The sequence below is a fragment of the Streptomyces sp. NPDC051041 genome, from assembly GCF_044456065.1.
Taxonomy (GTDB): domain Bacteria; phylum Actinomycetota; class Actinomycetes; order Streptomycetales; family Streptomycetaceae; genus Streptomyces; species Streptomyces glaucus.
Genome location: NZ_JBITFM010000031.1, coordinates 1 through 16,780, shown reverse-complemented (window position 1 = coordinate 16,780; position 16,780 = coordinate 1). Strand labels below are relative to the sequence as shown.

The following is a 16,780-nucleotide window of genomic DNA, read 5'->3' as shown; positions in this document are numbered from 1 at the left end:
CGGCCAAGTACCAGCAGGTGCAGAACGGCTCCACCTCCCAGATTGCTCCCCGGCCGGGCGCGGCCGACCGGTGAGGGCCCGGACACGTGAGCCGTCGGTCACCGCGTCGCCCATGTCCGGCAGACCCGCCTCGCGCCCGGCGGTTGCCGGGGGCCGGTCCCGAGCGTCATCGGCGGGCGACGGCGCCCGGTGCCGACGGCGGCTCGTCGGCCGCGGTACGCAGGGGCGTTTCCCGCAGCAGCAGGACGGCGGTCAGCGCGAGCAGGGCGAAGGGCACGGCGGCGGCGAACACGTCACCGAAGGCCTGCCCGTACACCGCTCGGACGCCCTCCCCGGCCGAGGACGACAGGGCGCGCGGGTCCGGCAGGCCGCCGTCGGGTCCGGCGCCGGGCACGGAGGGGACGTGCGCGGCGGCCAGGGCGTCCACGCGGGCGGTCAGCAGGGATCCCAGTGCGGCGAGCCCCAGCACCCCGCCGAGACTGCGGGAGAGGATCACCAGGGAGGTGGTGGCGCCGAGGGCGTCCGGTGGCGCCGCGTTCTGCGCGATCGGCACGAGGTTCTGCGACACGGCGCCGACGCCGGCGCCCCCGGCGAACAGGGCGGCGCCCACCAGCGGCAGCGAGGTGTCCGCCCCCGCGGCCCCCATGAGCGAGAAGCCGAGGACGAGCAGCACGCCCCCGGCGACCAGGACGCGTTTCCAGCGGCCCCGCGCGGTGATCAGGCGGCCGGAGACCGCGGAACCGGACAGCAGACCCGCGATCATCGGCAGGGTCAGCAGTGCCGAGACGGCCGGGGACTCGGCCCGGGCGGTCTGGAAGTACTGGCCCAGCAGGGCGGGGGCGGCGAACAGCGCGGGTCCCACCGCGAAGCCGGCGAGCGCCGACAGCGTGACCGTGCGGTCCCGCAACAGGCCCAGCGGTACCAGCGGTTCCGCCGCCCTGGACGTGCGGCGGACGAACAGCACGGCCAGGACGAGCGCGGCACAGGCCGATCCCGCGGTCGGCCAGGACACCCACGCGGCTCCGTCGCCGGCCCGGGTCACCGCGTGGAGGAGCGCACCGACCGCTCCGGTGAGCAGGGCCGCGCCCCACAGGTCCGGGCGCGCCCCGCGCGCCGCCCGCCCGGGCGCGGGCAGCCGCGGTGTCCGCCGGAGGGCGAGCCCGGCGGCGGCCGCGAGGAGCACGCCCAGATGGAAGCAGCCGCGCCAACCCGGCCACGGGGTGTCGGCGAGGACGCCGCCGAGCAGCGGACCGGCGACCGTTCCGGCCGTCATGACCAGCGTGATGCGGCCGTTGTACCGGCCACGCTCCCGGGGGGACACCAGCGAGGCCATGACGACCTGGGCCACCGCGTTCACCCCGCCGGCGCCCAGCCCCTGGACGGCCCGGCCCGCGACGAGCTGTCCGACGTCACCGGCCAGCGCGCACCCTGCCGATCCGAGGGCGAACAGGCCGAGCGAGAGGTGCAGCAGCACCTTCCGGTCCGTCAGGTCGGCGAGCCTCCCCCAGAGCGGCAGGCTCAGCGTGGAGGCCACCATCGTGGCCGCGACGACCCAGGTGAAGGCGGCCTGGCTGCCGCCCAGGTCGGCGACGACGCGGGGCAGCGCGGTGACGACCACGGTGGAGGACAGCAGGCCGGCGAACAGGGCGAGCAGCAGACCGCGGAACGCGCGGCGCCGCTGCGTGGGGCTCATGAGGGGGGCGGCGGGCTGCGCCATGGAGATCCTCGGGGTCGGGCCGCATGGCGTGGCGGCAGAGTGGACGGGGGACGGGCGGGAGCGGCGGAGGGGGCGAGGGCGCCGGCCGGCGCCGGGGAGCGCGGGGCGCAGGCCCGGGCGGGTGCCGGGGCGGCTCGATGATGGCATCCGGCCGGGGACCGGCGGACGCCCTCCCGGGCCGCGCACAGCACCGCGGTTGGGGGAAAGTTCAGCCAGGTGAACAGGCGGTCCTCGTGGGTGAGGGCGAGGTGAACCCCGTGCGCGTGCCGTGAGCGGAATCCGCGGCAGCCCGGCGGGATCCGGCCGCGGCGGGCGCCCCGCGCCCCGTACGGCAGTTCACCCAAAGATCATCTTCGGTGCGCGGGCACCCCTGGCGGCCAACTCGGCGTGCTAGACACCACCCTGACGGAAGATCATTCCGAGTTCCGGCCCACCGGTGCGGCAGACGCCGACGTCAGCGGGCTTCCTCCGAGGCCTTCCTCGCTTTCCGCTCGCTGCTCACCCGTATGCACCTGGGAGTACGTACGTGCTTGACGACCACCTTCGTGGCCTGCCGCTGACCCCGGGGCAGTCGGGTATCTGGTTCGGCCAGCAGCTGGCCCCGGACAGCCGTGCCTACAACCTCGGCGTCTACGTCGACATCGCCGGCCCGCTCGACATCGCGCTGCTGGCCGAGGCGACGCGCCGCTTCCTCGACGAGGCCGACGCGTTCCGGGTGCGGATCGGGGAGCGCGAGGGCGAACTGCGCCAGTGGATCGAGCCGGACGACACGTGGGAACAGCTCTTCGTCGACGTGTCGGCCGAGGCCGACCCCGAGGCCGCGGCGCACGCCTGGATGAGGGACGACATGGCGCGCCCGCGCCGCGCGGGCCACCCCCCGAACCTCACGAACGCGGTGATCCGTGTCGCCGAGGAGCGCCACTGGTGGTACTCGGGCCTGCACCACGTCATCAGCGACGGGGCCGGCGCCGGGATCGCCATCGGGCGCGCGGCGGCCGTCTACACCGCGCTGTCCGAAGGGCGCGACCCCGCGGCGGGGGCGTTGCGCCCGCTGCGGGAACTGCTGGCCGAGCAGGCGGCGTACCGGTCCTCGGACGACTTCCGCGCCGACCGGGCGTACTGGCGGGAGCGGATGGCCGGCCGGCCCGCACCGGCCGGACTGGTGGAGCGGACCGCGCCCCCCTCCGCCCCGGTGCACCGGCGGACCTCGCGGCTGGGCCCGCGGACCGAGTCGGGACTGCGGGCGGTCGCGCGGACCGGCCGGTCGAGCTGGCCGGCCGCCTTCGTGGCGGGCGTCGCCGTCTATCTGCACCGGATGACCGGCGCCGACGACCTGGTGCTGGGCTTCCCGGTCACCGCGCGCGTCGGGTCCGTCTCGGGCGCCGTCCCCGGCATGGTGTCCAACGTCGTCCCGCTGCGGGTGCGGGTGGACCCCGGCCTGACGTACGGCGAGCTGACCGCCCGGGTCGCGGCCGGGATGAAGGACGCGGCACGGCACCAGCGCTATCCGGAGGCGGACCTCGCCCGCGATCTCGGTCTCTCCACGGGGGACCGGCTCTACGGCCCGGTCGTCAACGTCATGCCGTTCGGCCAGGAATTCACCTTCGGCACCCTCCACGGCTCGCTGCACTCCCTCGCCGTCGGACCGGTGGCCGACCTGTCGGTCGCCTGCTACGGCGGGCGCCCGGGACAGCGCGGTGCGATCGAGGTCGTCGTCGACGGCAACCCCGCGCTGTACTCGGCCGGTGAACTGGCCGGACACCACGAGCGGTTCCTGCGGCTGCTGGACCGGCTCACCACGGGGGACGACGCGGCCGCGCGGCCGGTCGGCCACGGTGACCTGCTCGACGAGGACGAGCGCCGCCGCGTGCTGGGCAGCTGGTCCGGTCCCGGGCCCGCCGGCGACGACACCGCCCCGGCCCGGGGGAGCGACCCGTGGCGGCTCGTCGCGGCGCAGGCGGCCCGGACGCCGGACGCCGTCGCGGTGAGCTCCGGCGGAACCTCCCTGACGTACGGCGAACTGGCCGGCCGGGTGACGCGGCTGGCCGGTGTGCTGGCCGGTCACGGAGCGGGGCCGGAGCGCTGTGTGGCGCTGGCGCTGCCCCGCTCGGTGGACCTGGTGGCCGGCGTGCTGGCCGTGCTGCGGTCCGGCGGCGCCTATCTGCCGCTGGACCTGTCGCATCCGGCGGAGCGGCTGGAGCACATGGTGGCCCAGGCACGGCCCGCCGTGGTCCTGACGACGGCAGAACTGGCCGGGCGGGTGCCGCAGGGCCCGCGGCGGGTGCTGATCGACGGGCCGGAGGGCCCGGGCCCCGCCGACGGCGACGGTGCAGTGCCGCCCGCCGCGGTGCCCGGGTCGGCCGCGGCGTACGTCATCTTCACCTCGGGATCGACGGGGCGGCCCAAGGGCGTGGTCGTCTCCCGGGCGAACCTGGGCAACCTGCTGCTCGACATGGCCGGGCGCGCCGGGCTCGGCGGCGGCGACCGCCTGCTCGCCGTGACCACGCTGGGCTTCGACATCGCCAACCTGGAACTGCTCGCGCCCCTGGTGTCGGGTGCCGCCGTGGTAGTGGCCGGCCCCGACCAGGTGCGCGACCCGGCGCGGCTGCGGCGGCTGCTGCTGACCGAGCGGGTGTCGGTGATGCAGGCGACGCCGAGCCTGTGGCAGGCGGTGCTCGCGGAGGTCGCCCCCGTCCTCGGCGGCGTCCGCGTCCTGGTCGGCGGCGAGGCGCTGCCGGCCGCGCAGGCCCGCGAACTCGTCGCGTCCGCCGCGTCGGTGACCAATGTGTACGGGCCCACGGAGACGACGGTCTGGTCGACCGCGGCGGAGCTGTCGGCCGAGGACGCCGAAGCGGCGACGGTCACCATCGGGCGGCCCATCACCGGCACCGGGGTGTACGTCCTGGACGGGGCGCTGCGGCCCGTACCGCCCGGGGTGGTGGGCGAGTTGTACATCACCGGTGCCGGGCTGGCGCGGGGGTACGCGGGACGGCCCGGCCTGACGGCCGAGCGCTTCCCGGCCGATCCCTTCGGCGCCCCCGGCACCCGCATGTACCGGACCGGCGACCTCGCGCGCTGGCTCCCGGACGGCCGCCTGGACTGCGTGGGCCGCGCGGACCAGCAGGTCAAGGTGCGAGGATTCCGGATCGAGCCGGGTGAGATCGAGGCCGTGCTCGCGGAGCAGCCGGGCGTGGCCCGCGCCGCGGTCGTGGTCCGCGAGGACGCGCCGGGGCGGCGGCAGCTGACGGCCTACGTCGTCCCGGGGACGGAGCCCGCGGGCGGCGGGCGGCAGGCCGCGGGCGGTGAGCGCGAACTGGCCGCCGCGCTGGCGCGGCGCCTGCCCCCGTACATGGTCCCCGCCGCCTTCGTGACCCTCCCCGAGCTGCCCCTGACGGCGAACGGCAAGCTCGACCGGGCCGCGCTGCCCGCCCCGGCGGCGGCCGCCGCAGGCGGCCGGACGGCGCGGAACGCGGTCGAGGAGGTCCTCTGCCGGCTCTGCGCCGAACTGCTCGGCACACCGTCCGGCGTGGACTCCCGGGTGAGCATCGACGACGACTTCTTCGCCCTCGGGGGCGACAGCGTCTCGGCGATGCGGCTGGTCGCCGCCGCACGCCGCGAGGGACTGGCGATCGCGCTGCGCGACGTGTTCGAGCACCCGACCGTGGCGGACCTGGCCGTGCGCGCGGTCCCGCTGGACGACGCCGCGGACCACGCGGAGCGGGACACGGCCGGCCCGGCGTCCCCGGCGCGGGACGCGGCCCTGTTCGACGAGGCCGACCTCCGGCGCCTGCGGGACCGCTACCCGGACCTCTCGGACGCCCTGCCCCTGACCCCCGTGCAGCAGGGCCTGCTGTTCCAGTCCCTGCACGACGCGCGGACACCGGGGGACGACGACTACACCGTGCAGCTCGGCTTCACGGTCGAGGGGCCGCTCGACGGGGCCCGGCTGCGCGCCGCCTGGCACGCCCTGCTGCGCCGGCACCCCGTCCTGCGCTCCGCGTTCGTCGCCGACGCCGCCGACGTGCCGGCGCAGGTCGTGCTCGACGACGTCGAGCTGCCCTGGCGCGACGTGGACCTCTCGCACCCGCTCACCGCCGGCGGCCCGCGGGAGCGGGACCAGCGGGAGCGGCTGCGGCAGGTGGCCGCCGAGGAGCGGTCCGGGCGCTTCGACCTGGCACGCCCCCCGCTGCTGCGGATCGCCCTGGTACGGCTCGCCCCCGAGCGGCACGCCGTGCTCTTCACCCACCACCACATGCTGCTCGACGGCTGGTCGCTGCCCCTGCTGGGCCGTGAGCTGTTCGCGCTGTACCACGGCGAGTCCCTGCCCGCGGTGACGCCGCCCCGCGCGTACCTGTCCTGGCTCGGACGGCAGGACCGCGACGCGGCCCGCGCCGAGTGGAGCGCCGCCCTCGACGGACTCGACGCGCCGACGCTCCTCGTCCCGGACGCCGCGGGAGCGACCGGGCCCGCGCAGGGCCGGCACACCGCCGACCTGCCCGCCCGCACCACCGGCGCGCTGCGCGACCTGGCCGCCGCGCACGGTCTCACCCTCAACACCGTCGTCCAGGGCGCCTGGGCGCTCCTCCTCGCCGGGCTGACCGGGCGCGACGACATCGTGTTCGGCACCACGATCGCCGGCCGGCCCGCCGGGATCGACGGGGCCGAGTCCATGGTCGGCCTGTACGTCGACACCGTTCCCGTGCGGGTGCGGCTGCGCCCGGCCGACGACCTGCGGGACCTCCTGCGCGGGATGCAGCGCCGGCAGGTGCGCGCCACGGCCGCCGCGCACCTGAGCCTGCCGGACATCACCCGGCCGACCGGGCTGGACCGGCTCTTCGACACCGTCCTGACCTTCGAGAACTTCCCCGTCGACCCGGCCACCTTCCGGCCGGGCCCCGGCCTCGGCATCACCGACCCGCACGTCCACGCGGGCACCCACTACCCGCTGACCCTGCTGGTGGTGCCGGAAGCCGCCGGGCTCAGCCTGCGGTTCGGCTACCGCAGCGGCGCCTTCTCGCCGGACGACGTCGCCCGGGTCGCCGAACGGCTGGTCCGGCTGCTGGAGGAGCTCGCCGCCGGCCTCGCCCGGACGGCCGGCTCCGTCGACGTGCTCCTGCCGGCGGAGCGGCACCGGGTGCTGGCGGAGTGGAACGACACCGCGGTGCCGGTGCCGCCCGTGTCGGTGCCCGAGCTGGTCGCGGCGCAGGCGGCGGCGACGCCCGACGCGATCGCCGTGGTGGACGGGGAGCGGGAGCTGACGTACGCCGGGTTCGACGCCCGGGTGGCGGCGCTCGCGACGCGGCTGCGCGAGCGGGGGGCGGGCCCCGAGGCGCGGGTGGCCGTCGCCGTGCCGCGCTCGGCGGAACTGCTCGTCGCCGTCCACGCCGTGCTGCGCGCGGGCGGCGTGTACGTGCCGGTGGACCCGGACCTGCCGGCGGAGCGCGTCGGGCTGCTGCTGGACGACGCGGCGCCGGTGTGCCTCCTCACCACGCCCGGCCTCGCGGCGCGGTTGTCCCGCCCGGGCGGCCCGGACACGGTCCTGGTGGAAGCCGACGCGCCCGCCGGCGACGGGACCGCACGGCCCGCGCCGATCCCCCCGGCGCCCGGCTCGGCCGCGTACATGATCTTCACCTCGGGTTCGACCGGCCGCCCGAAGGGCGTCGTCGTCCCCCACGAGGCCATCGCCAACCGCGTCCTCGGCATGCAGCGGGAGTTCGCGCTGACCGCCGACGACCGGGTGCTGCACAAGACCCCCGTCGGGTTCGACGTGTCCGTGTGGGAGCTGCTGTGGCCGCTGACCGCGGGCGCCGCGGTGGTCGTGGCACGCCCCGGCGGGCACCGCGACCCGGGGTATCTGGCGGCGGCCGTCGAGACGCACCGGGTGACGACGGTGCACTTCGTCCCGTCGATGCTCCGCGTGTTCCTCGACGAGCCCGCCGCGGCCGCCTCCGGGTCCCGGCTGCGGCGCGTGATCTGCAGCGGCGAGGAACTCCCGGCCGGACTGGCCGACGCCTGCCTCGCCCTCCTCGGCGTCCCGCTGTTCAACCTGTACGGGCCGACCGAGGCGGCCATCGACGTCACCCGGTGGAGGTGCCTCCCCGCCTGGACGGGCACGGTGCCCATCGGCGGCCCGGTGGACAACACCCGCGTGTACGTGCTCGACGCGGCGCTGCGGCCGGTCGCCCCGGGCGTGCCGGGCGAGCTGTACCTGGCGGGCCGTCAGCTCGCCCGCGGCTACCCGGCCCTGCCCGGCACGACGGCGCTGCGCTTCGTGGCCGACCCCTTCGGCCCCGCGGGCAGCCGCATGTACCGCACCGGCGACCTGGCGCGGTGGCGCGGCGACGGCACGCTGGAGTACCTGGGGCGGACCGACCACCAGATCAAGATCCGGGGCGTGCGGGCCGAGCCCGGCGAGATCGAGGCCGCGCTCGCCGCGCACCCGGCGGTCGGCCGTGCCGTGGTGACCGTCCGGGAGGACGAGCCGGGCCGCCGGCAGCTCACCGCGTACGTCGCGCCCGCCGCGCCCGGACGGGACACCGCCCCGGACGACGACGGGCGCGCCGCCTCCGGGCAGCTCGAGGACTGGCGGGCCGTCTGGGAGTCGGTCTACGCGCCCGCCCCGGCGCCGCGCCGGGACGAGCAGCCGGACGCTCCCGCCTTCGGCGAGGACTTCTCCAGCTGGGACAGCAGCTACGACGGCCGGCCCCTGCCGCACCGGGAGATGAGCCGGTGGCGGGACGCGACCGTGGAGCGGATCCGGGAGCTGCGTCCCGTACGCCTGCTGGAGATCGGCGCCGGCGCGGGCCTGCTGCTGTCGCGGCTCGCCGGGGACACCGAGGCCTACTGGGCGACCGACTTCTCCGCCGCGGTCGTCGGCACCCTGCGCGACCGGATGCCGGACCGCCTCGCCGGCCGGGTGACCCTGCGGCACCAGGCGGCGCACGACACCGAGGGCCTGCCCACCCGGTTCTTCGACACCGTCGTCCTCAACTCGGTGATCCAGTACTTCCCGGACGCCGGCTACCTGGACCGGGTGGTCCGCGCCGTCACACCGCTGCTGGCGCCCGGCGGGCGGATCTTCGTCGGCGACGTACGGGACCTGCGGGCCGCCCGCGTCTTCGAGACGGAGAAGCACCTCGTCCGCCTCCACCCCGGCCGGCACACCGGCGCCGCGGCGTTGCGCCGGTCGATCGGCCGCGCCCTGCTGCACGAGAACGAACTCCTCGTCCACCCCTCCTGGTTCACGGCGCGGACCGGCCCCGGCGCCCCCTTCACCGCCGTGGACGTCCAGGTGAAGCGGGGCGGGTACCGCAACGAACTGAGCCGCTACCGCTACGACGCCGTCCTGCACACCGACCCGGCCGCCGCGCAGGCGTCCCCGGCCGGCGGCCACGGCCTCGACGGCTCACCGAGCCCGGAACAGCTGCGGCGCACCCTGTCCACGGACCGCCCCGTGGAGGTGCGCGTCGCCGCGATCCCCGACGAGCGCACCGCCCGCCAGGTCCTGGCGGCCGGGCGGCTGGACGAGGGAGCCGAACCGGCCCGGGCCGCCCGAGCCCTGGCGGACGACGCCCCGGTGCCCGGCGCGGTGGACCCCGAGGACCTGTACGCCCTCGCCGCGGAACTCGGCTACCGCGTCGCCGTCGCGCCGTCGGCCACCGGCCCCGGCGCGGTCGACGCCGTCTTCCGGCGCACCGACACCCTGCGCGCCGGCGAGGTGCTGTGCGCCTACCGCCCCGCACCGGGCTCCACCCCGGACCGGCACACCAACGACCCCGGCCTCGCCCGGCGGCTCGCCTCGCTCCCGGCCGAACTGCGCGCCCTCGCCGAGCGCACCCTGCCCGAAGCCCTCGTACCGGCGGCCTTCGTGGTGCTGCCGGAGCTGCCGCTCACCGCGAACGGCAAGCTGGACCGCGCCGCCCTCCCGGCGCCGGACTTCGCGGCCGCACCGGACAGCCGGGCGCCGCGCGACGCGACCGAGAAGGCCCTGTGCGCCGCCTTCGCCCAGCTGCTGGGCCTGCCGGACGTGGGGATCGACGACAGCTTCTTCACGCTGGGCGGCGACAGCGTGCTGGCCATGCGGCTGGTGGGCGCCGCGCGCCGGGCGGGCATCGCCCTGGCCGTCCGTGACGTCTTCGCCCACCCCACCGTCGCCGCTCTGGCCGCCGTGGCACGGCCCGCCGACGCGGCCCGGGCACAGGGGGCGGCGGGCGAGGACGCCCTGCTGCCCGTACCGGCGCCGGTGCGTGAACGGCTGACCGCCCGCCACCCGGGCCCGGTCCGGCTCCTCCCGCTGACACCGCTGCAGCAGGGCCTGCTCTTCGAGTCCCTGGCCGCCGCGCGGACCCCGCGGGCCGAGGAGGACGGCCCGGGCCGGGCGGACGACTACACGGTGCAGTTGACGCTCACGCTGGACGGCCCGCTCGACCCGGTGCGGCTGCGCGAGGCCTGGACCCGGGTGCTGGCCCGGCACGACAGCCTCCGGGCCGCGTTCGTGGACGACCCGGACGCGGGCCCGGTGCAGATCGTCCCCGGCGCGGCCCGGCCGCACTGGCGGGAGACGGACCTGTCCGCGGCCGGCGAGCCGGAGCGGGAGTCCCGGCTCGCCGGCCTGCGGACAGGGGAACGGACGGCCGGGTTCGACCCGGCACGCCCCCCGCTGCTGCGCGTGGCGCTGGCGCGGCTGGCCCCGCACCGGCACACGATGATCGTCACCTACCACCACCTCCTGCTCGACGGCTGGTCGCAGCCGCTGCTGCTGAACGACCTGCTGACCGCCTACGCCGAGCCGGACGCCCTCGCCCCGGCTCCCCAGTTCGAGCGGTACCTGGCGTGGCTCGGCCGGCAGGACGGGGACTCCGCACGGCGGGCGTGGCGGCAGGCGCTGGACGGCGCCGAACCCACCCTCGTGGTGCCGGTCACCGGCCGCCGGACGCAGGACCGCGCCGAGAGCTCCCCCGACTCCGCCGGCCCGGCCGGGCACGACGTCGTCGAAAGGCTGCTGCCGCAGGACCTGACCTCCCGCCTGGCCGCGCACTGCCGCCGCCACGACCTGACACCGGCCACCCTGGTGCAGGGCGCGTGGGCCACCCTCGTCGGCGCGCTGACGGGCCGCGACGACGTCGTCTTCGACGCCCCCCACGCCGGCCGCCCCGCCGACGTCGAGGACGTGGAGTCCGTCATCGGCCTGTTCATCAGCACCGCCCCGGTGCGCGTGCGCCTCGATCCGGCGCAGCCGATGGCCGCCACCCTGCGCCGCCTCCAGGACGAGCAGTCCCGCCTCACCGCCCACCAGCACCTGGGACTGCCGGAGATCCTGCGGCAGACCGGCGCCGGAGCGCTCGCCGACACGATGGTGGTGTTCCTCAACTTCCCGCTGGACCCGGCCGTGTTCCGGCCGGCCGACGGCGTCCGCGTCACCGCCGTCGACGGCGGGGTGGCCACCTCCTACCCGCTGCGGCTGCTCGCCGCCCCCGGCGAGCGGCTGCACCTCACCCTCGGCTACCACACCTCCGCCTACGACCGGGCCGCCGCCGAGGCGCTCATGGACCGGCTGGCGCGCCTCTTCGAGGAACTCGGCGAGGGCCTCGACCGGCCCGCGGGCCGCGCCGGCGTCCTCACCCCGCGCGAACGCGTCCGGCTGCTGACCGCGTGGCAGGGACAACCGTCCGGGTCCCACGCCACCGGGACCGTCGCCGGCCTCGTCGAGGACCGCGCGGCAGCCGCTCCCGGCGCCCCGGCGGTGCTCTTCGGCGACGACCGGCTCTCCCGCCGCGAGGTGAACGCCCGCGCCAACCGCCTGGCCCGCCTCCTGGCCGGCCGGGGCGCCGGGCCCGAGCGGACCGTCGCCGTCGCCGTGCCCCGTTCCCCGGAGCTGGTGGTGGCCCTGCTGGCGGTCCTCAAGTCGGGCGCCGCGTATCTCCCGGTGGACCCGGCCTACCCGGCGGACCGCATCGCGCACATGCTCGCCGACGCCCGGCCGGTGACGGTGCTGACCACCACCGGGGCCGCCGCGTCCCTCCCCGAGGAGGCCCGCGCCACCGCCGTGCGCCTCGACGGCCCGGACACCGGCCGCGCACTGGACGCCCTGCCGGACGGCGACCTCACCGACGACGAGCGCACCGCGCCGCCGGCCCCCGGCCACCCGGCCTACGTGATCCACACCTCGGGCTCCACCGGCCGGCCCAAGGCGGTCGTGGTGCCGCACCGGGGAGTCACCGCCTACTTCTCGTACCTGACGACGGGCATCGCCCGGCTCGGCCCCGAGGACGTCGTGCTCAACCTGGCGTCCGTCTCCTTCGACCCCTCGGTGCGCGACATCCTCGGCACCCTCGCCGCCGGCGGGCGCGTCGTCCTGGTGCGGCCCGAGGAGGCCAACGACGCGCGCGCCCTCGTCCGCGCCATGCGCCGCCACCGGGTCACCGCGCTGCTGTCCGTCGTACCGTCCCTGCTGGGCGCCCTGAACGAGGAGGCGGCACAGCTGCCCGCCGACGAACGCCCCTCCCTGCGCCTGGTGATGACCTGCGGCGAAGCGCTCACCGAGGGGCATCTGAAGCACACGGCCGCGCTCGGCGCGCCCCTGGTCGTCAACCAGTACGGGCCCACCGAGGCCACCATGAGCAGCACCTTCCAGGCGGTGGACGAGCCGGGGGCGCGGCGCTCCGACGGCCGCTTCCTGATCGGCCGCCCCCGTCCGGGCGTCCGCGTCCACGTCCTGGACCACCGGCTGCGCCCGGTCCCGCCCGGCGTCCCGGGCGAGCTGTACCTGGCCGGCCCCGGTGTCACCCGCGGATACGCGGGCCGCCCCGGCCCGACCGCCGAGCGGTTCCTCGCCGACCCGTACGGCGAGCCCGGCACCCGCATGTACCGCACCGGCGACCTGGCCCGCTGGACCGAGGACGGCCGCCTCGACCACCTCGGCCGCGCCGACCACCAGGTCAAGGTGCGCGGCCACCGCGTCGAACCGGGCGAGGTCGAGGCGTTCCTGGAGCGCCACGAGGCGGTGGCCCGCGCCGTCGTCGACGTACGCGGGGACGGCGCCGGGGGCGACGCCCGGCTGACCGGATACGTCGTCCCGCGGTCCGGCACCGGGAGCGCCCCGGCCCCGACCCCGGCCGAGCTGCGCCGCCACGCCGCGGCCGGCCTGCCCGGATACATGGTGCCCTCCGCGTTCGTGGTCCTGGAGCGGCTGCCGCTCACCCCCAACGGCAAGGTCGACCGCCGCGCCCTGCCCGCTCCCGGCCCCGCGGACGGCCTCGCGGCACAGGGCGGCCGCGAGGCGCGCACGCCGCTCGAGGACGTCCTGTGCGGCCTGTACGCCAAGCTCCTCGGGGCCGACCGGGCCGGCATCGACGACGACTTCTTCGAACTGGGCGGACACTCGCTGCTCGCCACCCGCCTCGTCGCCCACATCCGCACCGCGCTCGGCGCCGACCTGCCCGTCCGGGCCGTCTTCGAGGCGCCCACGGTCGCCGCACTGGCCGAACGCGTGAAGGCCGCGACCGGAGCGCCGCCCCGGCCGCGCCCCGCCGCCGTGGCACGGCCCGACGACGTCCCGCTGTCCTTCGCCCAGCGCCGCCTGTGGTTCCTGCACCAGCTCACGCGGGGCGCCGCGGACGGATACCACATGCGTGTGGTGCTGCGGCTGCGCGGCGCCCTCGACGTCCCCGCGCTGCGCGCCGCGCTGTCCGACCTGACGGCCCGTCACGAGGCGCTGCGCACCGTCTTCCCCGACACCGACGGCCGCCCCCGCCAGGAGGTCCTGGACGCCGGGCGGGCCCGTCCCGCCCTGGAGACGGCCCGCGTCGCGGAGGCCGGCCTGTCCGCCGCGCTCGAGCGGACCGTCCGCCGGCCCTTCGACCTGGCGGCCGACATCCCGCTGCGGGCGGCCCTGTTCGAGCTGGGGGAGGACGACCACGTCCTCGCGCTGGTGCTGCACCACATCGCCGCCGACGGCTGGTCGTTCGGCCCGCTGGCCGCCGACCTGTCCACCGCCTACCGGTGCCGCACGGCGGGGCGGGCGCCCGACTGGAAGCCGCTGCCCGTCCAGTACGCCGACTACAGCCTCTGGCAGCACGACCTGCTCGCCGCCGACGGCGCGGACGGGCCGGCCTCCGGTCAGCTGTCGTACTGGCGGCAGCGGCTCGCCGGCCTGCCGGACCGCATCGACCTGCCCGCCGACCGTCCCTCGCGCCCGGCGGCCGCGACGGACGGCGACGCGACGGGCCCCGCGCCCGGCGGCTCGTACGCCTTCCGCATCCCCGCACCGCTCCACGCCCGCCTGGCGGAGCTGGCCCGCGAGCACTCCGCCACCGTCTTCATGACGCTCCAGGCCGGGCTCGCCGCGCTGCTGACCCGCCTCGGCTCCGGCACGGACATCCCGCTCGGCACGGCGGTCGCCGGCCGCGACGACGAGGTGCTGGAGGACCTCGTCGGCTGCTTCGTCAACACGCTCGTCCTGCGCACCGACACCAGCGGGGACCCGGACTTCCGCGAACTGCTGCGGCGGGTGCGGGAGACCGACCTCACCGCCTACGCCCACCAGGACGTGCCCTTCGAGCGCCTCGTCGACCACCTGGGCGTGACCCGCTCACCGGACCGCAACCCGCTGTTCCAGGTGATGCTGGCCGCCCAGCCCGAGCTCACCCGCGACGCCGTCGCACTGCCCGGACTCGGCACCGAACTGATCCGCGTCCCCGCCACCACCGCCCGCTTCGACCTCTCCTTCAACATGGCGGAACACCGCACCCCCGACGGCGCCCCGGACGGGATCGACGGACGCGTGGAATACCGCGCCGACCTCTTCACCCCCGCAACCGTACGGCTGCTCACCGAGCGCTGGACCCGCCTGCTGGAGTCCCTCGCCGACGACCCGGACCTCACGATCTCCCGGGCCGCCACCGTCGGCGACGACGAGCGCCGACGCCTCCTCACCGACTGGAACGACACCACCATGGACGTCCCGTCCACCACCCTGCCCGAACTCCTCGCCGACCGCGTCGCGCGCACCCCGCACGCCGAGGCCGTCGTCTGCGGCGCCGACCGGCTCACCTACGGCCGGCTGGACACCCGCGCCGGCGCCCTCGCCCGCCGCCTGCGCGCGCTCGGCGCCGGACCGGAGCGCCGCGTCGCGGTGCTCGTCCCGCGCTCGGCGGGCCTGCCCGTGGCCCTGCACGCGGTCCTGCGCACCGGCGCCGCGTACGTGCCCGTGGACCCCGGCCTCCCGGCCGAGCGCATCGCCCTGCTGCTCGCCGACACCGACCCGGTGTGCGTGCTGACCACGGACGACGTGCGTCACCTGCTGCCCGCCGCCGTGCGGGCACCCGTCCTGGCGCTCGACGGGGCGCCCGGACCGGACGACGACGGCACCTCCGACGGGGCCGCCGCGTTCGCGGCGCCGCATCCCGACAGCACCGCCTACGTCATCCACACCTCCGGTTCGACCGGACGCCCCAAGGGCGTCGCCGTCTCGCACCGCGCCGTCGTCAACCGCCTGTGGGGCATGCAGGAGCAGTACGGCCTCCGGTCCGACGACCGGGTGCTGCACAAGGCCTCCGCGGGCTTCGACGTCTCCGTGTGGGAGCTGTTCTGGCCGGTGCTCGCCGGCGCCGCCGTGGTCGTCGCCGGACCCGAGGCGCACCGCGACCCCGCCCGGCTCGCCGAGCTGATCCAGGCCGAGTCCGTCACCACCGCGCACTTCGTACCGACCGTCCTGCGGGCCTTCCTGGACCAGCCCGGCGCCGCCGGGTGCACCGGGCTGCGCCGCGTGTTCTCGGGCGGCGAGGCCCTGCCCGCCGACCTCGTACGGCGCTTCCACGACGTGCTCGGCGGGGACGGGGAGCACGGCGTGCCGCTGTTCAACCAGTACGGCCCCACCGAGGCCACCATCGACGTCACCTGGTGGCGCTGCCCCGCCGGCACCGACGGCCCGCCGCCCCTGGGCCGCCCGGTCGGCAACACCCGCCTGTACGTCCTCGACGCGGCCCTCCAGCCGGTACCGCCCGGCGCCCCCGGCGAGCTGTGGATCGCCGGGGCCCAGCTGGCCCGCGGCTACCTCGGCCGCCCCGGCGCCACGGCGGAGAGCTTCGTCGCCGACCCCCACGGCCCGGCCGGCTCCCGGATGTACCGCAGCGGCGACCTCGCCCGCTGGACCGAGGACGGCGTCCTGGAGTACCTGGGCCGCGTCGACGACCAGGTCAAGATCGGCGGCGTACGCGTCGAGCCGGGCGAGGCCGCGGCCGCGCTCGGCGAGCAGGACGGGGTGTCCGCCGCCGTGGTCGTGGCCCACGCGGCCCCCTCCGGCGGCCGCCACCTGATCGGTTACGTCGTGCCCGAACCGGGTCGCACCCTGGACGGGGGACAGGTGCGCCGCCGGGCGGCCGACACCCTGCCCGAGTACCTGGTCCCCGCCGGGATCGTGGTGCTCGACGCCCTCCCCGTCACCCCGAACGGCAAGGTGGACCGCGCGGCCCTGCCCGTCCCCGACCTCTCGGCGGGCACCCGGGGCGGCCCGGCCCCGCGCACCCCGAACGAGGAGATCCTCTGCGGGATCTTCGCCGAACTGCTGGGTGTGGAGCGGGTCGGCACGGACGACGGGTTCTTCGCGCTGGGCGGGGACAGCATCATGTCGATCCAGCTGGTCAGCCGGGCGCGGCGGGCCGGACTGGTCCTCACCCCGCGCGACGTCTTCGCCCACCAGACGGTGGCCGCGCTCGCGGAGGTCTGCCGCCGCGAGGACGACCGGCCGGCCGTGCGCGCCGAGGACGACGGAACCGGTCCGGTCGAACTCACCCCGATCGTCCACCGGCTGCGCGAACGACGCGGCCCCGTCGACGCCTTCCACCAGTCGGTGCTGCTCCGGGTTCCGGCCGGGTTGGGCCGGGAGCGGCTGACGGCGGCGGTGCGGGCGCTGCTGGACCACCATGACGCGCTGCGGCTGCGGCTGACCCGCACGGCGGGCGGACTGGTGTGGGGTCTGGAGGTGGGTGCGCGCGGGTCGGTGGATGCCGCCGCGTGTGTGCGGCGGGTGTCTTTCGAGGGTGCCGATGTGGTGGGGGAGGCGCG

Annotated in this window: 2 protein-coding genes; one reads left to right on the top strand and one right to left on the bottom strand. The window is 77.1% G+C overall.

Annotation, left to right across the window (positions count from 1 at the left end; all coding sequences use genetic code 11):
- Nucleotides 1-166 precede the first annotated feature (166 nt).
- Nucleotides 167-1,717, bottom strand: coding sequence for an MFS transporter (locus ACIBAI_RS28315; RefSeq protein WP_399038598.1), 1,551 nt, complete (start codon nucleotides 1,715-1,717; stop codon nucleotides 167-169).
- Between the two features lie 526 nt (nucleotides 1,718-2,243).
- Here ACIBAI_RS28315 and ACIBAI_RS28310 point away from each other — a divergent pair.
- Nucleotides 2,244-16,780, top strand: a 14,537-nt coding sequence (locus tag ACIBAI_RS28310; RefSeq protein WP_399038597.1) for an amino acid adenylation domain-containing protein, incomplete at its 3' end; no start/stop codon positions are given.